We start from the raw sequence: 20,891 nt of genomic DNA, 5'->3' as shown, positions 1-20,891 counted from the left end.
TCCTTAACTGACGATCATATCGTCACGGTGCACCGCCACCGGGCCATATTCGTAACCGAGGATCTCGCCGATCTCCTGGCTGTGATGCCCGGCGATCATCCGCATCGCATCGCTATTATAACGCGTCACGCCGTGGGCAATATCACGCCCATCCAGACTGAGAATACGGATCACTTCTCCGCGTGAGAAGTTACCCTGCACCTCACGGATGCCCTTCGGCAGCAGCGAACTGCCGCGCTCAAGAATCGCGGCCAGCGCGCCATCATCCACGGTGATTTCACCGGCTGGTGGGGCGCCAAAGATCCAGCGTTTACGGTTTTCCAGCGGTGTTTGCTGAGCATGGAAACGGGTGCCAACCGGTTTGCCGTCAATCACTTCGCCAATTACGTTGCTGCGGCTACCCGCCGCGATAATCACGTCGATGCCAGCGCGACAGGCGACATCCGCCGCCTGCAACTTAGTCGCCATACCGCCAGTGCCCAGACCCGAGACGCTACCACCCGCCAGGGTACGCAGCGCATCGTCAATCTGGTGTACATCGCTGATCAATTCCGCTTCCGGGTTGTTGCGTGGATCTGCGGTAAATAACCCCTGCTGATCGGTCAGCAGCAACAATTTGTCGGCACCCGCTAACATCGCCGCCAGCGCGGAGAGGTTGTCATTATCGCCGACTTTAATTTCGGCGGTGGCAACCGCATCGTTCTCGTTAATCACCGGCACGATGTGGTTGTCGAGCAACGCACGCAACGTATCGCGCGCATACAGGAAGCGCTCGCGATCCTCCATATCTGCACGCGTCAGCAGCATCTGACCAATATGGATACCATAGATCGAGAACAGTTGTTCCCACAGTTGGATCAAACGACTCTGCCCCACCGCAGCCAGCAGCTGCTTTGAGGCGATGGTAGGTGGCAGTTCGGGGTAACCAAGGTGCTCGCGCCCGGCCGCCATCGCGCCCGAGGTAACGATAACAATACGATGGCCCGCCGCGTGCTGCTGTGCACACTGACGAACCAGCTCCACCATGTGCGCCCGATTCAGTCGACGTGAACCGCCGGTGAGGACGCTGGTACCCAACTTGACCACAAGGGTCTGACTGCCACTCATGTTTTTCCTGCCATAGTAAGAAAAAAGTTCTGCGAAGGGACGTTTTATCAGGAGTGAGCAAGGAAGCCAACAGCCACCGGGGGAAAAGCACAAAAATCCCCGGACAATGCGGTAGACCAAAAGTTCGCAATTAACAAGAAATCAGAAAATCTGTCATAAAACTTTCATCGCCACCCGGTAAAAAGTCCCCCGTGATTTATTACAAGTCCTTTCACGGCAAAACAAATTTTACTCATTGGGATTGATAGCAAAATGATTAAAAGCAAACTGGCATTAGTCGTCTCTGCGCTGGCTCTGGCTTCCACTGCACACGCGGCCGAAGTGTATAACAAAGACGGTAACAAACTGGACTTCTACGGCAAGGTAAAAGCTGAAAACTATATGAGCGACAACGCCAGCTCAAATGGTGACAAATCTTATGTCCGTATCGGCTTCAAAGGTCAGACCAAAATTAACGACCTGATGACCGGTTATGGCCAGTGGGAATATCAGTACAACGTCAACAACTCTGAAGGTTCAGACGCCAACACTGGCAACAAAACTCGTCTGGGCTTTGCCGGTCTGAAATTCAGCCAGTACGGTTCCTTTGATTACGGTCGCAACTACGGCGTGCTGTATGACGTGGAAGGTCTGACCGACGTATTCCCGGAATTCGGCGGCGACGGTACGGCACGCTCTGACAACTTTATGACCCAGCGTGCTACCGGTGTGGCAACCTATCGCAACAACAACTTCTTCGGCCTGGTTGATGGTCTGCGCTTCGCGCTGCAATATCAGGGCAAAAACGACTCCACCAGCGCTAACGCCCGTGGTAGCGCTACCGATACTTCTCGCCAGAACGGCGACGGTTACGGTGCATCACTGGGTTACACCTTTGGTGATACCGGCATCAGCGCCATCAGTGCCATCACCTCTTCTGACCGTACCAACCAGCAGGAAGCCCGGACCTACGGAAAAGGCCAGAAAGCTGAATCCTGGGGTGCTGGCCTGAAGTATGACGCCAACAGCGTTTACCTGGCAGCGATCTACACCGAAACCCGCAACATGACCCCGATCAGCGGAACATATCAGGGCGCATCCGTTGCCGGTGCCGCGAATAAAGCGCAAAACATCGAATTGGTGGCACAGTATCAGTTTGATTTCGGCCTGCGTCCGTCACTGGGTTATGTGCAGACCAAAGGCAAAGATATCGAAAACGGTATCGGCGATGCCGACCTGGTGAAATACATCGACGTGGGTGCGACTTACTACTTCAACAAAAACATGTCAGTAATGGTGGATTACAAAATCAACCAACTGTCTGACGACAACAAACTGGCGCTCAACAACGACGACGTTGTGGCTGTGGGCATGACTTACCAGTTCTAAAAACGTTTTACCCTCAATGTGTCTGTAATCAGAGGGCAGGCTCATCACCTGCCCTTTTTATTACTTACGCGCTCAGCTTTACCGGTTGTTCATCAAATCCCGCAGCAGGTTTGAGATCCAGTTTCAGCTCACGCAGTGTCGCTTTAAGACGCTCGTGGAAGTTGCGCAGCGTCTCCTCAACCTTAGCATTGTTATCTTTGCCTTTGATGGCTGAAGCACTCCAGTTACCCGCTTTGTCGAACAGACCAAAGGTATATTGGTAGGTAAAGTGATCTTCCTGCGCTTCCAGCTCCATCCACCAGCCCCAGAACTCACGACTTTCCGGTGCCGGTTTCACATTGATGCATACGGCAAGGCAATCAAAGAAGAAGCGTGTTTCTTCGCATTTCCCTTCACGAATATAGGGGCCAAGCTCAGTGAAGCGCTTAAGCAGACGGCTGCGGGGGTGACCACTCGGTAACGACATGCTAATTCTCCCTTTTCGATTAACGGACCGTGTAACGATTGCTACTTAGTTTTTTAACTGCTTTGCCAGCCAGTCGCAAATCTGATTTAGCGCTTTGTCGAAACTACTGAATACCGGGGCAGTCGGAATCATCAGCGCTTTCCCCTGTGCAGAGGAGCTGGCAATCATTCGTGCATCTTCTTCAGGGCAAAACAGATCGTTGTTCCAGTATGCCGCCAACATCGGGATCGGGGTACGGCGTCCTAACAGCCCCTGCACTTTCAGGGAGTAGCGATTCAGTTCCGTGCGCAGATTGCTGTCCGGGGTGGATGACATCCCCAGACGGCTCGCCAGCATATCCATATACATATCCGGCAGCTGCTCCTGACGCTGCTCATCGACAAACACGCCATGCACCATCGCGCCCAGTGTGGCGACCGCGCGTAAACGCGGCACTTCCAGATAGGCCAGCCGCGTTGCCACATTGGCACCAAAGCGGTAGCCAAATAACCCCACACGGGTGTGATCAATCCAGGGAATGTTGCTCAGTTCACGCAGCACCTGCTGATGCAACTGGCTGGTGTCCTGATTCAGCGTCCATTTGCTGCTCAGACCTACCGACGGCATATCCAGCGTCAGCATCGCGATCCCGCGTGGAGCGAGGTAATCATGGAACAGACGATAATGGTCGATTTGCAGCGAATCCAGCCCGCCGCACAACATTACCGTGGGATAAGGGGCTTTGGCCTGCGCAGGCATATGCAGAAAGCCGGTCACCGGGCTGCCGCCGCTTACCGGGAAAGTCAGGGCTTTTAACTCGCCAGTGAGCCGCTGCGTGGCTTCTTCATACGCGCGATTGGCGAGCACCTGCGCCTGGTCGGCCAGCTCGTCGCCTTTAATGTAGGGATAGGCCGCCAGGCTAAAGAGATTTGCCGCATGCAGCCAGTGCTGACCGGCGTGTTCTTCATCCTGCATCGCTTCCTGCTGCCACATCGCCGCCTGCTTTGACCACTCAAAGTTCCAGTTGCCGCTGCGGTAACCGATCACCGTATCCAGCAGTTCATCGCTGGTGTGTTCCACATTGCTGATGGCGATACGTGCCAGCACCTCACTGATCTCCTGCGGCGTCAGGCCGCGCCACGTCCACAGCAGCTTGTTCAGCATACGATACCAGCAATGCTGGGTATCCCCTTCCAGCGCGTTATGCACCTGGATTGGGCTATGGTGCTCACGCCGCACCAGGGCTGAGGTTTCAGGGTGTTTGAAACGCGGTTTGAATAGCTCTTCGCTGAGATTTTTGCTCGGCATCGTAAACTCTCTCCTGCGGCGGTCACGGCGTGGATCAGTTTACTGCACCCGAACTCCCGGTGCGAGAGACAGAAAGCACAACGCCCGGATAAAACGGGCGTTGTTTTGCGTTACATCAATCAGCTTTTGACGATAGGGGGAATGTACACCACACCCATGTCCCACGGCTGTTCGATCCAGGTGTTCTGCGGAATATCGACGATGTAATCATCCACCAGCGCACGGCCTGCTGGTTTAGCAAAGATGGTCACAAAACGGGCTTTCGGGTACATATCGCGGATCGCCTGCGCGGTGCCGCCGGTATCCACCAGATCATCAATCACTACGAAGCCTTCGCCATCGCCTTCAGCGCGTTTCAGCACGGTCATCTCACGCTGATGATCGTGATCGTAGCTGGAGATGCACACGGTATCGACATAGCGAATACCCAGTTCACGCGCCAGCAGCGATGCTGGTACCAGACCACCACGGCTGACCGCAATGATGCCTTTCCACTGTTCCACAGGAAGCAGGCGCTGGGCCAGTTTACGGGCATGAATCTGCAACATGTCCCAGGTGACGACGTATTTTTCGCTCATAAAAGGAGTCCCGGCCAATTGAAGTTGGCTTAAAAATGTGCAAGGGGGAATGGGTTGCGCGAGATTATAAGGATCTGTCGCATTAAAAACCAGCATCTGCACATCGGTTGCGGGTTTTTAACGCGCCTGATTACGCACCCGGCCAGAAACAGTGATATTCTCAGCCCCATCACGTCAGATGAGCTGACGGCGATCTTTCACTGGAACCCCGCGTGCGAGCGGCCTGTCCGCCACGCTGACACAGGAGACGCGTTGTGTCTGAATTGTCTCAACTTTCCCCCCAGCCGCTGTGGGATATTTTCGCCAAAATCTGCTCCATTCCACACCCGTCTTACCATGAAGAAGCGCTGGCCGAATACATTGTCGGCTGGGCTAAAGAGCAGGGATTTTGGGTTGAACGCGATCAGGTCGGAAACATCCTGATTCGCAAACCCGCCACCAAAGGCATGGAAAAACGTACGCCGGTGGCCTTGCAAGCGCACCTCGATATGGTGCCGCAGAAGAACAATGACACGGTGCACGACTTCACCAAAGATCCGATTCTGCCATATATCGATGGCGAATGGGTGAAAGCGCGTGGCACCACGCTGGGTGCTGATAATGGCATCGGCATGGCATCGGCGCTGGCAGTGCTGGCCGACAACAGCCTGACGCACGGCCCGATTGAAGTGCTGCTGACCATGACAGAAGAATCCGGCATGGATGGCGCGTTTGGTTTGCAGCCGAACTGGTTACAGGCCGACATCCTGATCAACACCGATTCAGAAGAAGAAGGCGAGATCTATATGGGTTGCGCGGGCGGTATCGATTTTATCACCACCCTGCCGCTCACCCGTGAAGCGGTGCCAGCCGGTTATGAAACCCTGAAGCTGACGCTGAAAGGATTGAAAGGCGGCCACTCAGGCGCGGATATCCACCTCGGCCTCGGCAATGCCAACAAATTGCTGGCTCGCTTCCTGGCGGCCCATGCGCGCGCCCTGGATGTGCGTCTGATTGAGTTCACTGGCGGTACGCTGCGTAACGCCATCCCGCGTGAAGCCTTCGCCACCCTGGCTATCGACAGCCACAAAGTCGATGCGCTGAAATCTGCTGCGGCACATTTTCAGGCCACGCTGCAAAACGAGCTGGGTATTAAAGAGAAGAACATCGCGCTGCTGAGCGAGCCACTGGCGCATCAGGGCCAGGCACTGACTGCCGACAGCCGTGACCGCTTCATTAACCTGCTGAACACCACCCCGAACGGTGTGATCCGCAACTCTGACGTGGCGAAAGGCGTGGTGGAAACCTCGCTTAACGTCGGTGTGGTGACCATGGATCAGGACAACGCAGAAATCATCTGCCTGATCCGTTCCCTGATCGATACCGGTAAAGACTACGTGGTGGAAATGTTGACCTCGCTGGGTGAGCTGGCCGGTGCCAAAACCGCACCGAAAGGCGGCTACCCAGGCTGGCAGCCGGATGCCGATTCGCCGATCATGGCGCTGACGCGTAAAACTTACGAAGCGCTGTTTGGCAAAACGCCAAACATCCAGGTGATCCACGCCGGTCTGGAGTGTGGCCTGTTCAAAAAACCGTATCCGAATATGGACATGGTCTCCATCGGACCGACCATCACTGGCCCGCATTCACCGGATGAGCAGGTTCACATCGCCAGCGTCGGTTTGTACTGGCAGTTGCTGACCTCACTGCTGAACGTCGTACCGGAAAAAGTGTAACTATTTCGTAAAGTAACTAACCAGGCTCCGGCCTGGTTTTTTATGTCTGTTAACAACTCCAGCATAATTCTCTACAAATCCCTCACATTACCTCCCTGTTTCACCAGCCGCTTTGGTTACGGCCAGTTTTAGCCGCCGTTACACCCGGATGTCTGGATGGCTAATAAGATTTTGTGCTAGCTTATGCGCTTTCGTTTGTTGCCGAGCCTGGATGTTCAGGAAAAAATGCGCCCAATTCTCTTTATTAAAGGCCCAGCCAATGAGTGCGATTAACCGCCTGGAGATGCGTAATATCTCCATCGCTTTTGGCGGTTTTGCCGCGCTGACCGAGGTGGATTTCACCACCGACGGCGGTTCGGTGCATGCGCTGACCGGTGCGAATGGCGCGGGGAAATCAACCCTGATGGCAGTGCTGGCAGGCGCCCACAGCCATTATCACGGCGAGATCCTGCTCGACGGTGATCCCGTCACCATTCGCTCGCCACGCGATGCCAAAAAACTGGGTATTCACCTGGTCCAGCAGGAAGTCGATGTAGCGCTGGTACCACAGCTCAGCGTGGCGGAAAACATCCTGCTCGATCAACTGGCAGAACCCGGCCACGGTTATCGCTGGGGCGAGATCCGCCGCCAGGCGCGTGCGCTGCTGGATCAGCTGGAAGTAAACATTGATGTCAAACGCCTGGTGGAACGCTGTTCGCTGGCGGAGAAGCAGCAGATTTTGCTGGCCCGCGCTCTTTCCCACCACTGTCGCTTCCTGATTCTGGATGAACCTACCGCTCCGCTTGATCAGCACGAAAGCGAGCGCCTGTTTAACGTGGTTCGCCGTTTACAGAACAACGACATTGGTGTGGTGTTTATTTCCCACCGTATTCACGAACTGAAAGCGATTTGTGACCAGCTGACGGTGCTGCGTGACGGACGGTTAATCGAAACCGCGCCGATGGCCGCGCTCAGCGGTGAGCAGATCGTCGAGAAGATGCTCGGCCACCAGTTGACGGATGTCTACCCGCCACGTCGTGAACGTCAGCCGCAACCGCTGCTGCTGTCGGTAGAAGGTTTGCATGACGACCAGCTGTTGCAGGATATCTCGCTGCGTCTGCATAAAGGGGAGATCCTTGGCATCGCCGGTCTGGCCGGTGCCGGAAAAACCGAGCTGTGCAAAGCATTATTTGGGGCAAGCCCAAGCCGCGTCAGTCACGGCGAGCTGCATGGCAAGCCGTGGCGACCGCGTTCGCCGCACGATTCAGTGGAAAATCGCATGGCGCTGGTGCCGGAAGAACGGCGCAAAGAAGGCATCTTTATTGACGAGTCCGTGGCGATGAACCTGAGCATCAGCGCCGATAACAGTTTTTCCCGTTGGAGCCTGTTCGGTCATCGCCAGGCCTGGCGTTGGGCGGAAGAGGTGATTAACCGTCTTAACGTGCGCACCACGGGCCCGGCGCAGACGCTGCGCCGCCTGTCCGGCGGTAATCAGCAGAAAGTCGCGATCGGCAAATGGCTGCGTAATAACGCTGACGTACTGATTTTTGATGAACCGACCAAAGGTGTCGACATCAAGGCCAAAACCGATCTGTTCAGCCTGATCGACGGCTTAGCGCGGGAAGGCAAAGGCATCATCTATGCGTCGGGGGAGTTTTCCGAGCTGGTGGGCCTGTGCGACCGCATTTGTGTACTCTGGGACGGGCGCATTGTGGCAGAAATGGAAGGACGTGAGGCCACAGAAGAGACGCTTTTGCTTTATTCCACCGGAGGAACCCCTGCGTGAGCAGCAAAGAAATAATCCTGAACCCGCAGCCTTCTCTGCGCCATCAACTGTTTGATTTTCTCTATAAATGGGGCATGTTGCTGACGGTGGTGATCCTCATCGCCGCGTTTGGCCTCGCGTCAGACAGTTTCCTTGAGCCAACCAATATCATCAATATCCTGCGCTCCATCGCCATTGTGACGGTGATTGCCATTGGCGTGTCGATTTCGCTGACCATCGGCGGCTTCGACTTGTCGGTTGGCTCCACCGCCTCGCTGGCGAATGCGCTGGTGATTTCGCTGTTCGTCTGGTACGGCTTCAACACCACCGAAGCGATCGTCATCACCCTGCTGCTATGCACCCTTGTCGGGCTGTTTAACAGCTTCCTGATTGTGATTCTGCGCATTCCTGACATGCTGGCGACCCTTGCCACCCTGTTCGTGATTCAGGGTGTGGCGATGACCTACAGCTTTGGCGGTTCGATTACCGAGAACATGGTGATGCCGAACGGTGACATGGCGGAAGGTGCCATTCCGGCGGGTTTTAACCTGCTGGGCCAAGTGCCGACCATCGTGATTATTATGCTGGTGGTGACGGTGGTCGCCCAGTTGGCACTGTCGCTGACCAAACATGGTCGTCGCATGTATGCCCTCGGCGGCAACCCGGAAGCCGCGCGTCTCTCCGGTATTCGCACCACCCGTTATCGTGTGCTGGCCTATGTGATCGCCTCACTGCTGGCTGGCCTCGGCGGCATTCTGCTGGCATCGCGGATTGGCTCGTCACAGGTAAACGCCGGAGGTGGTTACCTGATGGATGCGGTCGCGGCGGCGTGGATCGGCTTCTCACTGGCCGGTTCCGGTAAACCTAACGCGCTTGGTACCCTGGTGGGTGCGGTGATCCTCGGTGTGCTACAAAACGGGCTGGTGATGCTCTCCGTGCCTTACTACGCAATGGACATTATTAAAGGCCTGGTGCTGGCTCTGGCCCTGGCGATGACCTATATCCAGCGCCGTTAAGGCGCTTCCCTTAAGAAAGAGAACAACATGAAAAAAATCACCCTTTCGCTGCTGGCCGTAAGCCTGCTGCAAGCCAGCGCCGCCTTCGCCGATACAGCGGTGCCGGTGCCTGCCGCCATCGCTAATCATCAGGGACCGGTGCGTATCGCAATTATCCGTAACCTCGGCTCTGACGATAACACCACCCAGTTTGTCGCCGGTGCGATTCAGCAGGGCCGCAAGTTGGGCTTTAAAGTCAGCACCTTCCTGAGCAACGGCGATGACGCTCGCTTCCAGGATTTCGTCAGCCAGGCGATCAGCCAGAAGTATGACGGCATCATCCTGTCCCACGGTAAAGAACCCTACTCCACCGCGCTGGTGAAACGTATTGCCGATGCCGGGATTAAGCTGTCGGTGTTTGATACCCCAGTGGATACCCCGGTCAACGGCGTGACGACAACGGCACAAAATGACGCGTCTCTGGCGCGAGAGTCACTCGGTCAGATGATCAAAGATTTCAATGGCAAGGCGAATATCGTCAAGCTGTGGGTCGGTGGCTTCCCGGCGATGGATCGTCGCCAGGTGGTGTATGAAAAACTGCTGAAAGAAAATCCAGGTATCCACCAGCTGGAGTCGATTGGTGCGGTCTCTTCTGACGTCCAGGGCGACACCGCTAACAAAATTGGCGCGATTCTGGCGAAGTACCCGAAAGGCAAGATTGATGCTATCTGGGGTTCGTGGGATGCCTTCAGCCAGGGGGCTTACAAGGCGTTGCAGGAGAATGGCCGTACCGAGATCAAGCTGTATAGCATTGACGTCTCCAACCAGGACCTGCAACTGATGCACGAGAAGAACAGCCCGTGGGTGCAGACGGTAGCGGTCGATCCGAAAACCATTGGTGCGGTGAATATGCGCCTGGTGGCGAATAAAATCGCCGGTGAAGCCACCCCTGCCAGCTACGAGTTTAAAGCCTCGGCAATTTCACAGCAGCAGCTGAACAGCCAGCAAGGCGCGGTGAATGTGGCATCACTGAACAAAATCATTCCAGGTTGGGGCGAAAACAACGATTTCGTTGCCCCGTGGTTCGCCACGCTGGAAGCGAAGTACGCGAAAAAATAACCCATGATGGTAGCGGCGCGATTTATCGCGCGGGTTTTTCTGACATCGCGCCGCTACAGACCCAATAACAACTGCCTTTCCAGCTGTGGATTCACCAGCGTGACATGCAATCCCACCAGCCTGACACCTCGTCCGCCGCGGCGTTCGTCCCAGGTTTTGCGCGCCACTGCGATCATGTCCTCTTTATTCAGCACCGGCCAGATATGCTCCTGGGTAGTCAGTTGGAAATCACTAAACTTCAGCTTCACCCCCTGGCGGGCGATCAGTTTATCCGGGCGAATCCGCGTCAGACGACGATCCAGCTCCTCGTACAGATAATCAATAATCTCCAGGCACTGCTCCCAGCTATGAATATCTTCCATCAGTGTACGTTCCACGCCGAGAGATTTGCGTTCCCGCTCCACCACCACGCCACGCTCATCAACGCCGTGACTGCGCTCCCACAGCACACGCCCAAATTTACCGAAGCGTTTAAGCAGACGTGCCAGATCGGTTTGTTGCACATCGCCGCAGGTTAGCAGCCCCATCTCCTCCAGTTTCTTCGCCGACACTTTGCCCACCCCCGGAATTTTGCCGAGCGGCAGCGTCAGCAGAAAATCCGGCATCGCCTGCGGTGTGATGACGAACTGGCCGTTAGGCTTGTTCAAATCAGAAGCGATTTTGGCGAGAAACTTAATTGGCGCGATACCTGCTGACGCGGTGAGCTGCGTTTCCCGCCAGATCTCGGCACGGATCGCTTGCGCCATCAAGGTGGCGGAACCCTGGCAATGTGGGCTATCGGTCACATCGAGGTAAGCTTCATCGAGCGAAAGCGGCTCAATTAATGTGGTATAACGGGCAAAAATGGTGCGGATCTGACGCGAGGCTTCTTTATAGGCTTCGAATCGTCCGGGTAGCAGGCGCAGATGGGGGCAGAGTTTCAGCGCCATGGCGGTAGGCATCGCGCTGCGTACGCCATATTCGCGCGCCGGATAGTTGGCGGTGCTGATGACGCCACGTTGTACCCGGCTGCCACCAATGGCAATGGGGATATCACGCAAAGAGGGATCATCGCGCATTTCAACTGCCGCGAAGAAGCAGTCCATATCGACATGAATGATCTTACGCATACCCCCTCCGAATACTGGATAAGTATACAGCATCGTAAGCGTTCAGCAATATTTGTCGGCGGCAGCATTAAAGTTTACAAATTTATGGCCGTAATCCCATTGAGAAATGGCTATTTTCTCAGCCACCGGCTTGATTAAACGCCAGACAATGTTAATGTTGCGCTGCGATAGCGGATATTTCCGATAATGCAATACAGAGACGTTATGCGTCAGAGTTCTTCTTCACTTCAAGGTACACACAGAATGGGCAGAATCGCATTATTCCTTGCGATGATTGTTATGCCGGTCCTTAGCTGGGCAATGACGCCAGAGCCAGTTAACCCCCAGGCTCCGGTCAGTAAAGAACTAAAAAAACAATTACTTGGCACGCCGGTTTATATTCAGATTTTCAAGGAAGAACGAACGCTGGAACTGTACGGCAAGATCGGTAATGAATATCGTCTGCTGGATAGCTACCGCATTTGTAATTTCTCAGGCGGTTTGGGGCCAAAACGCCGTGAGGGTGATTTTAAAAGTCCGGAAGGTTTTTATAGCGTCAAGCTGAATCAGTTAAAACCGGATAGCCACTATTATCGCGCGATCAATACCGGTTTCCCGAATCAATTTGACCGTGACAATGGTTACAACGGCAAATATCTGATGATTCATGGCGACTGTAAGTCAATTGGCTGCTATGCCATGACCAACGCCTACATGGACGAGATTTATACCTATGTGAACGCGGCGCTGCGTAACGGCCAGCAAGAGATCGCCCTGAGCATCTTCCCGTTCCGTATGACCGACAGCAATATGCAGCGTCATCGCTACTCCACCTATGCCAGCTTCTGGCGTCAGTTGCAGCCGGGCTATGCGTACTTTGAGAAGTACCACCAGCCACCGACGGTCAACGTGACCGCCACCGGCCAGTATGCGGTGAACAGCAGTCCGGCGGTGATGACCGCGCCAGACGCTGCGTCAAAATCATTCCTGGCGCTCTCCCAGGCAAAATAATACCCACTCGCCTGGCACTATCCGGTGCCAGGTTTCATTTCCCGTCAACGGCTGCGTGGCAATCACGGTCACCACATCCTGCGGCGTGGTCTGCTGCTGAAAATCAATTTCAACATCCTGATCCAGCAACTTCGCTTTACCAAAGGGCGCGCGGCGGGTGATCCAAAACAGATTGGTGGAACAGAACGCCATCAGATAACGTCCGTCCGACAGCAGCATATTAAACACGCCTTTCTGCCGCAGCTCTGCCGCCAACTCGGCGATATAGCGGAACACCGCAGGCCAGTTACCCGGCGTACGCGGATAACGCGAAGTGAGTTTGTGCAGGATCCAGCAAAAGGCTTTTTCACTGTCAGTCTCGCCTATTGGACGGAAATGGCCGGTATCCATATTGCGATACCCCTTCAACTGACCGTTGTGGGCATAGGTCCAGTTACGGCCCCACAGCTCACGGGTGAACGGATGGGTGTTTTCCAGCGACACTTCACCGCGATTTGCCTGACGGATATGGGCCACCACCGAGTGTGATTTGATCGGGTACTCCTGCACCAGACGGGCAATCGGCGAGTTAAAGCTTGGCAGCGGATCTTTAAAGGTGCGACATCCTTTATCTTCGTAAAAGGTGATGCCCCAGCCATCTTTGTGCGGCCCGGTTCCGCCGCCCCGCTGCACCAGACCGGTAAAACTGAAACAGATATCCGTAGGGACATTGGCACTCATCCCGAGCAATTCGCACATAGCTACCGCCTTAGTAAAATCCTCCCACTGACGCGGGAGGAGAAGCCACGACTTACTTCACCATCTCTTTTTCAATCAGCAGCATCAGGATATGGATCACCTTGATGTGAATCTCCTGGATGCGGTCGGCGTAGCCAAAATGTGGCACACGGATTTCGATATCCGCTGTACCGGCCATTTTGCCGCCGTCTTTGCCAGTCAGAGTGATGACCTTCATGCCCTGCGCACGTGCGGCTTCCACCGCTTTGATGATGTTAGCGGAGTTGCCGGAGGTAGAAATCCCCAGCAGCACATCGCCAGCACGACCTACCGCTTCGATATAACGTGAAAACACGTAATCGTAGCCAAAATCATTGCTGACGCACGAGAGGTGGCTGACGTCGGAGATGGCGATGGCCGGATAGCCAGGACGGTTTTCACGGTAGCGTCCGGTCAACTCTTCGGCGAAGTGCATGGCATCGCAGTGCGAGCCGCCGTTACCACAGGAGAGAACTTTGCCGCCCGCCTTAAAGCTGTCCGCCAGCATCACCGCTGCGCGCTGAATGGCGTGGATATTGGCTTCATTGCTGAGGAAGGAATGAAGCGTATCGGCGGCTTCATTAAGTTCTGACCGGATAATGTCCTGATACATAGGGATGTCCTTTAGAGGAAAGATTGACTCCGCAAGTTTAACGGAATGGCGTTAAGGCGCAAAGCACCCAGACCTGACGCCAGACAGGAAAAAGCATCGGGCTATGTGTCAGATCAAGCTGCCACGATGATTTTGTGAGTTTGGTTGTAATTGCGTTGTAAACAGATTGCTAAATTTTCGCTGCTGCTCTAAACCTCTATACATAACAGGTCAGACCTCTTACAACTTACGGAGCGGTTCATTATGCTGGTTGCCTCAATCGTTGCGACGCTGATATTGATTAGCGCCCTCTTCTATCATCAACTTTCCCTGCGACTGAGCAGTGCCCTGCTGCTGCTGTGGACCGCCGCGCTGGCCCTCAGCGGGCTGTGGACACCGTGGCTGCTGCTGCCTCTCGCTATCATTCTGTTGCCGTTTAACCTGCCAGCCATGCGTCGCAGCATGTTTTCCAAACCGATGCTGCATAGCTTTCAGAAAGTGATGCCGCCAATGTCGCGTACCGAAAAAGAGGCGATTGATGCGGGCACCACCTGGTGGGAAGGCGATCTGTTTCGTGGCAAGCCGGATTGGCAAAAGCTGCATAACTATCCGCAGCCGCGTCTGACAGAAGAGGAACAGACTTTCCTTGACGGCCCGGTGGAAGAAGCCTGTCGCATGGCGAACGATTTTCAGATCACCCACGAACTGGCCGATCTGCCGCCGGAGCTATGGGCGTATCTGAAAGAACATCGCTTCTTCGCCATGATCATCAAAAAAGAGTACGGCGGCCTCGAATTCTCCGCTTACGCTCAGGCGCGCGTGCTGCAAAAACTGGCTGGAGTGTCGGGAATTCTGGCGATCACCGTTGGCGTACCGAACTCCCTCGGCCCTGGTGAACTGCTGCAACATTACGGCACCGATGAGCAGAAAGATCATTATCTGCCACGTCTGGCGCGTGGTGATGAAATCCCGTGCTTTGCCCTGACCAGCCCGGAAGCGGGTTCCGATGCCGGTGCCATCCCTGATACCGGCGTGGTGTGCATGGGTGAGTGGCAGGGTAAACAGGTGCTCGGCATGCGCCTCACCTGGAACAAACGCTATATCACGCTGGCACCGATCGCTACCGTGCTCGGTCTGGCGTTTAAACTGTCCGACCCGGATCATCTGCTGGGCGAAACGGAAGAGTTGGGCATTACCTGCGCACTGATCCCGACCCACACGCCAGGCGTGGAAATTGGTCACCGCCACTTCCCGCTGAACGTTCCCTTCCAGAACGGCCCGACACGCGGCAAAGATATCTTTGTGCCGATTGATTACATTATTGGCGGCCCGGCGATGGCTGGTCAGGGCTGGCGGATGTTGGTGGAATGCCTGTCGGTCGGTCGTGGTATCACCCTGCCCTCTAACTCCACGGGTAGCCTGAAATCTATCGCGCTGGCAACCGGTGCCTACGCACATATCCGTCGCCAGTTCAAAGTCTCCATTGGCAAGATGGAAGGGATTGAAGAACCGCTGGCACGCATTGCCGGTAACGCTTACGTGATGGACGCGGCGGCGACGTTGATCACCAGCGGTATTATGCTCGGTGAGAAACCGGCGGTGCTGTCGGCGATTGTCAAATATCACTGCACCCATCGCGGCCAGCAATCGATTATCGATGCGATGGATATCGCGGGCGGCAAAGGCATCATGCTCGGCGAGAACAACTTCCTTGCCCGTGCATATCAGGGGGCACCGATCGCAATTACCGTCGAAGGGGCCAACATTCTGACACGCAGCATGATTATCTTCGGCCAGGGTGCCATTCGTTGCCATCCGTGGGTGCTGGAAGAGATGAATGCAGCGGCGAAAAATGATGTCGTGGCCTTTGACCGCGCGTTGTTCAGCCATATCGGCCATGTCGGCAGCAACAAAGTGCGGAGCCTGTGGCTCGGCCTGACGGGCGGCCGCACCAGCGCCACGCCAACCCGTGACGCCACGCGCCATTATTATCAGCAGATTAACCGCCTGAGCGCCAACCTCGCCTTGTTGTCGGATGTCTCGATGGCGGTGCTGGGCGGCAGCCTGAAACGCCGCGAACGCATCTCCGCACGCCTCGGTGATGTGCTGAGTCAGCTCTATCTGGCGTCTGCCACGCTGAAACGTTATGAAGACGAAGGACGCAACGAAGCCGATTTACCGCTGGTGCACTGGGGCGTACAGGATGCGTTGCATCAGGCTGAAGTGGCAATCGATGATCTATTGCGTAACTTCCCGCATCGGCTGGTGGCTGGCATGCTGCGCATGGTGATCTTTATCGGTGGTCATCACTGCCCGGCACCGTCTGATAAGCTCGACCACAAGCTGGCGAAACTGCTGCAACTGCCGTCAGCCACCCGCACTCGTCTGGGACGTGGTCAATATCTGACACCGAGCGTGCACAATCCGGCCGGTCAGCTGGAGCAAGCGTTGCAGGATGTGATGGCGGCGGAAATGATTCACGATCGTCTGTGCAAACAGTTGAAGAAGAACCTCTCCTTCACCCGGTTGGATCAGCTGGCACAGCGCGGCCTGAAAGAGGGTTGGATTGATGACGCGGAAGCGCAGATTCTGACCCGTGCCGAAGTCAGCCGCCTGCGTGCCATCAACGTTGATGAGTTTGCGCCGGAGGCGCTGGCGGTGCCAAAGCCCCAAACCAAAACGCCTGCCCGCGCCAGTGAAGCAGCATAAGCGATGACCAAACGCGCCGCACGAATTCGTAGCGGCGCGATTTATCGCGCCTGCTGAAAGATTTATCCCGCCTGACGAATCCGCGCGATCAACCCATCAATATCATCAATATGGTTGGCCGCCAGAATCAGCGTGCGTCCCAGAGTGATGCAGCTACGGATGCACTCGGTACGCATCACGTCATCGCCAATCAGTTTGAAATCCGCCACGTGTGACATGCCGACGGTGCGGCGAATCAGCTCGGTGCCGCAGTAACCGATGGTATCGCTCCAGACTTTGCGCAGGAAAGCAGCAGCATAGCCCGGATACGCCAAGGCTACGTCGGTGGTTTTGGCGGCGGCCAGTTCGAGGAAACGACTCTCGAAAGTGCTCCACACCTGATGCACATCGCTCAGACGACGTTCGCGCGCTTCCGCCGCTTCACGCGGGGCCAGCAGGCCTGGCAGGCAGCAGTAGTTAATCAGCAAATTCCCCAGCGCAGTGCCGACGTCGAAGCCAATCGGTCCGAAGTAGCCAAATTCCGCATCAATGGCTTTCAGGCTACCATCCGCCACGAAGATCGAGCCGCTGTGAATATCGCCATGCAGCAAGGCTTCCGCATCAGCAAAGAAACGGTGTTTCAGACCGGCCACCGCAACACGCAGCGCATCATCGCTGCGCAGGCTTTCCACCAGCGCTTGCAGCGCTGCCGGGTATTTATTGCGCTCATGATCGATGTAGGGATCGTTGAAGAACAGGTCTTCAGTGATCTCACACATTTCCGGGTTGATAAAACGCGCCACTTCGGCTTTTTTCTTATGCGGATGCAGAATGAAATCGGAGGTATGGAACAGGGTTTGCGCCAGATACTCGCCCAGTTGGCTGGCAGCTTGTGGGTAATACACGCCTTTTACCAACTCGCCACGCCAGATGTGATGGCTGGAAAGATCTTCCATCACCATCACCGCCAGATCGGCATCGTAATGGGTGACGTGCACGGTATGCTGCGGGCAATATTTGTAGTGTTCAACCAACGTCTGCGCTTCAAGACGTGCACGATCGAGGGTTAGCGGCCAGGATTCACCGACGCAGCGCACATAAGGCAGCGCCTGTTTAACCACTACGCGGCTGACGCCCTGGTTGTCGTAAATCTTAAACACCAGGTTAAGATTTCCATCACCGATCTCCTCGGCGCTCACCAGCGCTGACGGATCGTCCACACCGCCAAATTGTTTTGCATATTCCACAGCATCGGCAGCGGTGAACGTACGGTATTGCGACATTGCCTGTTCCTCGTGAATCGTAAGTAATAAGCCGTTCAGACGTCTATACATCCGTCACGCATGTTGGCACAATAGCCGCCATTAACGCAACAGGGATTTCACACCATGCAAACACTTCGCACTACCAGCCTGGAAATTCGCGCTAACCAGCTCTGGATCCTCGACCAGCAGGCGTTACCCCAGCAGAAAAACTGGCTGCCCGCGCACGACGTCGCACAACTGGTTGATCATATCCACGCGTTGCGCGTGCGCGGCGCACCGTTGATCGGCCTCTCCGCCAGCCTGCTGCTGGCGTTGCTGGCGGAACAGGGCATGGCGAAAGCGGCACTGGCTGAAGCGCTGGAGGTGTTGCGTGCGGCACGCCCAACGGCAGTGAATCTGATGAATAACCTCGACCGTATGAAAGTGGCGCTGGCAGAGGTGGATTTCGTCAACGCGCTGACCCGCGAAGCACTGCGCCTGGTGGCAGAAGATAAACAACTGTGCGACAACATCGCCCGGGCGGGTAGCGCGTTAGTGAAGCCGGACAGCCAGCTGCTGACCCACTGCAACACCGGTGGCCTGGCAACCGCCGGTGTCGGCACCGCGCTGGGCGTGATTGCCCATGCACATCAGCAGGGTAAGGTGAAAAATGTCTGGGTGGATGAAACCCGCCCGTTGTTGCAGGGTGGCCGTCTCACCGCGTGGGAATTGGGTGAGCTGGGCATACCTTATCATCTGATCACCGATTCAATGGCCGCCAGCTTAATGGCGCGCGGCGTGGTGGATGCCATTTGGGTCGGCGCGGATCGCATCGCTGCCAATGGCGATGTGGCGAATAAAATTGGCACCTACAGCCTGGCGGTGCTGGCGCAGTACCACAATGTGCCCTTCTATGTCGCGGCACCGCATACCACGCTGGACCGTCTGTGCCCGAACGGTGACGCCATTCCGATTGAGCAACGTGCCGCCAACGAAGTGACCGGCGTGTCAGGCAGTTTTGGTAGCGTACAATGGGCACCGGAAAATGCCGCGGTTTACAACCCGGCGTTCGATGTGACGCCAGCCGCGTTGATCAGTGGCTGGGTGCTGGATACCGGGGTGGTGACGCCAGAGCAGGTTAAAGAAGGGATTTTTCAGCCGTAAAGCCGTAACGGCGCGATACATCGCGCCGTTACCGGTCAGGCCAGACGCGGATAGGCATCCGCAATGCTGTCGCCCGTGAAGTTGGCAATCCAGCCTTCCTGATTGTCGAAAATGCGGATGGCGGTAAAGTGCGGCTCAGAACCCATATCAAACCAGTGCGGCGTCCCGGCAGGCACCGAAATCAGGTCCTGTTTTTCACACAGAATCTGATACACCTGACCATCGAGATGCAGGCAGAACAGACCTGAACCTTCGACAAAGAAGCGCACTTCATCTTCGCTGTGGGTATGTTCGTTGAGAAACTTGCTGCGCAGCACTTCTTTCTGCGGGTTGTCAGCACGCATGCTCAGCACATCCCAGCTCTGGTAACCTTTCTCGGCCACCAGACGATCGATCGCATGCTGATACGCGTTGATCACCGTGTCAGAATCCGGGTTGGCACCCAGATCGCGATCCGCTTCCCAGCGTTCAAAACGCACACCTTTGGCGTTCAGGCGCTCGCGAATCGCTTCTGCATCGGTACTGTGCCACACCGGCTGGCTGGCTTCGGTATCGGTAAAAATGGTCAGTGCACTCATCCTAAATCGACTCCGGGTTAATCTGGGAAAAATCATTTACCTGACGATGACGGCTTTCGCTATCCGCCTCGCCGCGAATTAATTGCAGGGTATGCCAACCTGCTTCGGCCGCCGCATCCAGTTCCTGATGAATATCAGACAGGAACAGCAGCTCAGAGGCCGCATAACCAATCTGCTGCGCGATATTGCGATAGGACTGGGTTTCGCGCTTGGCACCGACGCCAGTGTCAAAATAGCCGCTAAACAACGACGTTAAATCACCTTCATCGCTGTAGCCAAATAATAATTTCTGCGCCGCCACCGAGCCGGAGGAATATACATACAGCGCGTTCCCCTGCTGCTGCCAGCGTTTAAACGCCGGTAGCACGTCCGGATACAGGTGGCCGGTGAACTGACCGCTGACATAACCATCACGCCAGATCATGCCCTGCAACGCTTTCAGGCCGGGTGATTTGCGATCCTGATCGATGTAATTCAGCAGGGTAGCGATCACTTCGTCCAGTGAGGCTTCGGGTGCGCCAGACTCCTCGCGAACGGCCGCCAGCGCCGCCGCCACTGCCGCATCAGTCTGATGTTGATGGACAAACGCCGTCAAATGCTGCCGGGCGTACGGAAACAATACGTTATGGACAAAGCGAATATCGCTGGTGGTGCCTTCAATATCGGTAACAATTGCGCGAATCATCTGGCCTCCAGCAGCCGACGTTGTAATTCACATTCAAACAAAAATTCCAGACCTTCCAGATGACGACGCGCTTCATTGACGTCTTTGCCCCAGCAGGTCAGACCGTGACCACGTAGCAAAAAGCCGTAGCGCAGCGGGGTCTCACGGGCAAAATCCGCGATACGTTCCGCCAGCGCCTCAATATCCTGGTCGTTATCGAACAATGGAATCGCGACGGTGTTGAGGTGCGTCTCCTGCCCGGCGAGGGTTTTCTGCATCTCATAACCATTCAGCAGCAGCGCGCTGCCCTTTTCCACTCGCGACAATACTGTGGAATTCACCGTATGGGTATGCAGCACTGCTCCCGCTTGCGGGAACAGACGATAGATTAAAGTATGCAGGCCGGTCTCTGCCGATGGCTTACGCCCCGAGGGCACCGCATTGGTGGCAATCTCCACCTGGATAAAGTCATCGCGCGTCAGACGTCCTTTATCCTTGCCTGATGCGCTCAGCAGGCAATACTCGTCATCCTGACGCACCGACATGTTGCCGCCAGTGGCCGGTGCCCAGCCTTTCGCGCCAATCCAGTGGCAGGTCGCCACCAGCTGTTCCAGTGGAAGAAAATCGGTCATAGCGATGTTGATGTCCCGCGGTTAGTTTAGACGTCTAAGCGTCTCGATTGCCAAATATTAACATCCTGTTTATAGTGGCAGCAACAGAGGGTTAA

General features: G+C 55.6%; 19 protein-coding genes. 8 read left to right on the top strand and 11 right to left on the bottom strand.

All coding sequences use genetic code 11. The annotated features are described in order from the left end of the window. Positions 1-3 precede the first annotated feature (3 nt). Positions 4-1,107, bottom strand: a complete 1,104-nt coding sequence (gene proB / locus AC6I8W_RS04365) for a glutamate 5-kinase (RefSeq protein WP_497837128.1) — start codon at positions 1,105-1,107, stop codon at positions 4-6. A gap of 252 nt (positions 1,108-1,359) precedes the next feature. Between proB and AC6I8W_RS04360 the strand changes: the two genes are divergently transcribed. Next, positions 1,360-2,475: a porin gene (locus tag AC6I8W_RS04360; protein ID WP_497837127.1), complete on the top strand. Its 1,116-nt coding sequence runs from the start codon at positions 1,360-1,362 to the stop codon at positions 2,473-2,475. Between the two features lie 64 nt (positions 2,476-2,539). On the opposite strand, the gene crl is transcribed toward AC6I8W_RS04360, so the two are convergent. The 3 genes from crl to gpt form a co-directional block, all read right to left on the bottom strand. Beyond that, complete coding sequence (crl, locus tag AC6I8W_RS04355) at positions 2,540-2,941, bottom strand: sigma factor-binding protein Crl (protein WP_497837126.1); 402 nt, start codon at positions 2,939-2,941, stop codon at positions 2,540-2,542. Between the two features lie 45 nt (positions 2,942-2,986). Next, positions 2,987-4,228 (bottom strand): esterase FrsA, encoded by a 1,242-nt coding sequence (gene frsA / locus AC6I8W_RS04350; RefSeq protein ID WP_497837125.1) that lies wholly within the window; start codon positions 4,226-4,228, stop codon positions 2,987-2,989. A gap of 119 nt (positions 4,229-4,347) precedes the next feature. Continuing rightward, on the bottom strand, positions 4,348-4,806 hold the full coding sequence (gene gpt, locus AC6I8W_RS04345; RefSeq protein WP_021186168.1) for a xanthine phosphoribosyltransferase: 459 nt from the start codon (positions 4,804-4,806) through the stop codon (positions 4,348-4,350). Positions 4,807-5,060: 254 nt separating this feature from the next. Here gpt and pepD point away from each other — a divergent pair, with 254 nt between their 5' ends. The 4 genes from pepD (at position 5,061) to AC6I8W_RS04325 (ending at position 10,379) form a co-directional block, all read left to right on the top strand. Continuing rightward, positions 5,061-6,521 (top strand): beta-Ala-His dipeptidase, encoded by a 1,461-nt coding sequence (gene pepD / locus AC6I8W_RS04340; RefSeq protein WP_497837124.1) that lies wholly within the window; start codon positions 5,061-5,063, stop codon positions 6,519-6,521. 259 nt (positions 6,522-6,780) lie between these two features. Beyond that, positions 6,781-8,286 (top strand): sugar ABC transporter ATP-binding protein, encoded by a 1,506-nt coding sequence (locus AC6I8W_RS04335; RefSeq protein WP_497837123.1) that lies wholly within the window; start codon positions 6,781-6,783, stop codon positions 8,284-8,286. Beyond that, entirely contained in the window at positions 8,283-9,281 is a 999-nt protein-coding gene (locus AC6I8W_RS04330; RefSeq protein ID WP_480368634.1) for an ABC transporter permease, read from the top strand. Before AC6I8W_RS04335 ends, AC6I8W_RS04330 begins: the two co-directional genes overlap by 4 nt. Positions 9,282-9,308: 27 nt before the next feature. Further along, positions 9,309-10,379, top strand: a complete 1,071-nt coding sequence (locus AC6I8W_RS04325) for a sugar ABC transporter substrate-binding protein (protein WP_497837122.1) — start codon at positions 9,309-9,311, stop codon at positions 10,377-10,379. A gap of 53 nt (positions 10,380-10,432) precedes the next feature. On the opposite strand, the gene dinB is transcribed toward AC6I8W_RS04325, so the two are convergent. Continuing rightward, on the bottom strand, positions 10,433-11,488 hold the full coding sequence (dinB, locus tag AC6I8W_RS04320) for a DNA polymerase IV (protein ID WP_497837121.1): 1,056 nt from the start codon (positions 11,486-11,488) through the stop codon (positions 10,433-10,435). A 243-nt stretch (positions 11,489-11,731) separates the two neighbouring features. Between dinB and dpaA the strand changes: the two genes are divergently transcribed. After that, complete coding sequence (gene dpaA / locus AC6I8W_RS04315) at positions 11,732-12,478, top strand: peptidoglycan meso-diaminopimelic acid protein amidase (RefSeq protein WP_497837120.1); 747 nt, start codon at positions 11,732-11,734, stop codon at positions 12,476-12,478. Here the strand turns inward: dpaA and AC6I8W_RS04310 are convergent. Both AC6I8W_RS04310 and lpcA read right to left on the bottom strand, forming a co-directional pair. After that, positions 12,449-13,216: a class II glutamine amidotransferase gene (locus AC6I8W_RS04310; protein ID WP_497837119.1), complete on the bottom strand. Its 768-nt coding sequence runs from the start codon at positions 13,214-13,216 to the stop codon at positions 12,449-12,451. The genes dpaA and AC6I8W_RS04310 overlap by 30 nt on opposite strands. A 52-nt stretch (positions 13,217-13,268) precedes the next feature. Beyond that, positions 13,269-13,847, bottom strand: a complete 579-nt coding sequence (gene lpcA / locus AC6I8W_RS04305) for a D-sedoheptulose 7-phosphate isomerase (RefSeq protein ID WP_497837118.1) — start codon at positions 13,845-13,847, stop codon at positions 13,269-13,271. 243 nt (positions 13,848-14,090) lie between these two features. On the opposite strand from lpcA, the gene fadE reads away from it, so the two are divergent. Beyond that, entirely contained in the window at positions 14,091-16,535 is a 2,445-nt protein-coding gene (gene fadE / locus AC6I8W_RS04300) for an acyl-CoA dehydrogenase FadE (RefSeq protein WP_497837117.1), read from the top strand. 62 nt (positions 16,536-16,597) lie between these two features. Here the strand turns inward: fadE and mtnK are convergent, their stop codons facing one another. Next, on the bottom strand, positions 16,598-17,797 hold the full coding sequence (mtnK, locus tag AC6I8W_RS04295; RefSeq protein WP_497837116.1) for an S-methyl-5-thioribose kinase: 1,200 nt from the start codon (positions 17,795-17,797) through the stop codon (positions 16,598-16,600). 105 nt (positions 17,798-17,902) lie between these two features. On the opposite strand from mtnK, the gene mtnA reads away from it, so the two are divergent. Then, complete coding sequence (gene mtnA / locus AC6I8W_RS04290; RefSeq protein ID WP_497837115.1) at positions 17,903-18,922, top strand: S-methyl-5-thioribose-1-phosphate isomerase; 1,020 nt, start codon at positions 17,903-17,905, stop codon at positions 18,920-18,922. A gap of 35 nt (positions 18,923-18,957) precedes the next feature. Here the strand turns inward: mtnA and AC6I8W_RS04285 are convergent, their stop codons facing one another. Genes AC6I8W_RS04285 through AC6I8W_RS04275 form a run of 3 tightly spaced genes read right to left on the bottom strand, consistent with a single transcriptional unit; the run spans position 18,958 to position 20,796 of the window. Continuing rightward, positions 18,958-19,500, bottom strand: a complete 543-nt coding sequence (locus tag AC6I8W_RS04285; RefSeq protein ID WP_497837114.1) for a 1,2-dihydroxy-3-keto-5-methylthiopentene dioxygenase — start codon at positions 19,498-19,500, stop codon at positions 18,958-18,960. A gap of 1 nt (position 19,501) precedes the next feature. Next, entirely contained in the window at positions 19,502-20,185 is a 684-nt protein-coding gene (gene mtnC / locus AC6I8W_RS04280; protein WP_497837113.1) for an acireductone synthase, read from the bottom strand. Continuing rightward, positions 20,182-20,796, bottom strand: a complete 615-nt coding sequence (locus tag AC6I8W_RS04275) for a methylthioribulose 1-phosphate dehydratase (protein WP_497837112.1) — start codon at positions 20,794-20,796, stop codon at positions 20,182-20,184. The genes mtnC and AC6I8W_RS04275 overlap by 4 nt, the downstream gene beginning before the upstream one ends. Positions 20,797-20,891 lie beyond the last annotated feature (95 nt).

The sequence above is a fragment of the Pantoea sp. X-Soil-TKNS-1211 genome, from assembly GCF_059730495.1.
The sequence above is the reverse complement of the archived record's forward strand: the minus strand, read 5'-3'. Positions and strand labels throughout refer to the sequence as shown.

Excerpts from the sequence above, each read along its gene's own strand:
- proB (WP_497837128.1), bottom strand. The coding sequence starts at position 1,107 with ATGAGTGGCAGTCAGACCCTTGTGGTCAAGTTGGGTACCAGCGTCCTC.
- AC6I8W_RS04360 (WP_497837127.1), top strand. The coding sequence starts at position 1,360 with ATGATTAAAAGCAAACTGGCATTAGTCGTCTCTGCGCTGGCTCTGGCT.
- crl (WP_497837126.1), bottom strand. The coding sequence starts at position 2,941 with ATGTCGTTACCGAGTGGTCACCCCCGCAGCCGTCTGCTTAAGCGCTTC.
- frsA (WP_497837125.1), bottom strand. The coding sequence starts at position 4,228 with ATGCCGAGCAAAAATCTCAGCGAAGAGCTATTCAAACCGCGTTTCAAA.
- gpt (WP_021186168.1), bottom strand. The coding sequence starts at position 4,806 with ATGAGCGAAAAATACGTCGTCACCTGGGACATGTTGCAGATTCATGCC.
- AC6I8W_RS04335 (WP_497837123.1), top strand. The coding sequence starts at position 6,781 with ATGAGTGCGATTAACCGCCTGGAGATGCGTAATATCTCCATCGCTTTT.
- AC6I8W_RS04325 (WP_497837122.1), top strand. The coding sequence starts at position 9,309 with ATGAAAAAAATCACCCTTTCGCTGCTGGCCGTAAGCCTGCTGCAAGCC.
- dinB (WP_497837121.1), bottom strand. The coding sequence starts at position 11,488 with ATGCGTAAGATCATTCATGTCGATATGGACTGCTTCTTCGCGGCAGTT.
- dpaA (WP_497837120.1), top strand. The coding sequence starts at position 11,732 with ATGGGCAGAATCGCATTATTCCTTGCGATGATTGTTATGCCGGTCCTT.
- AC6I8W_RS04310 (WP_497837119.1), bottom strand. The coding sequence starts at position 13,216 with ATGTGCGAATTGCTCGGGATGAGTGCCAATGTCCCTACGGATATCTGT.
- lpcA (WP_497837118.1), bottom strand. The coding sequence starts at position 13,847 with ATGTATCAGGACATTATCCGGTCAGAACTTAATGAAGCCGCCGATACG.
- fadE (WP_497837117.1), top strand. The coding sequence starts at position 14,091 with ATGCTGGTTGCCTCAATCGTTGCGACGCTGATATTGATTAGCGCCCTC.
- mtnK (WP_497837116.1), bottom strand. The coding sequence starts at position 17,797 with ATGTCGCAATACCGTACGTTCACCGCTGCCGATGCTGTGGAATATGCA.
- mtnA (WP_497837115.1), top strand. The coding sequence starts at position 17,903 with ATGCAAACACTTCGCACTACCAGCCTGGAAATTCGCGCTAACCAGCTC.
- AC6I8W_RS04285 (WP_497837114.1), bottom strand. The coding sequence starts at position 19,500 with ATGAGTGCACTGACCATTTTTACCGATACCGAAGCCAGCCAGCCGGTG.
- mtnC (WP_497837113.1), bottom strand. The coding sequence starts at position 20,185 with ATGATTCGCGCAATTGTTACCGATATTGAAGGCACCACCAGCGATATT.
- AC6I8W_RS04275 (WP_497837112.1), bottom strand. The coding sequence starts at position 20,796 with ATGACCGATTTTCTTCCACTGGAACAGCTGGTGGCGACCTGCCACTGG.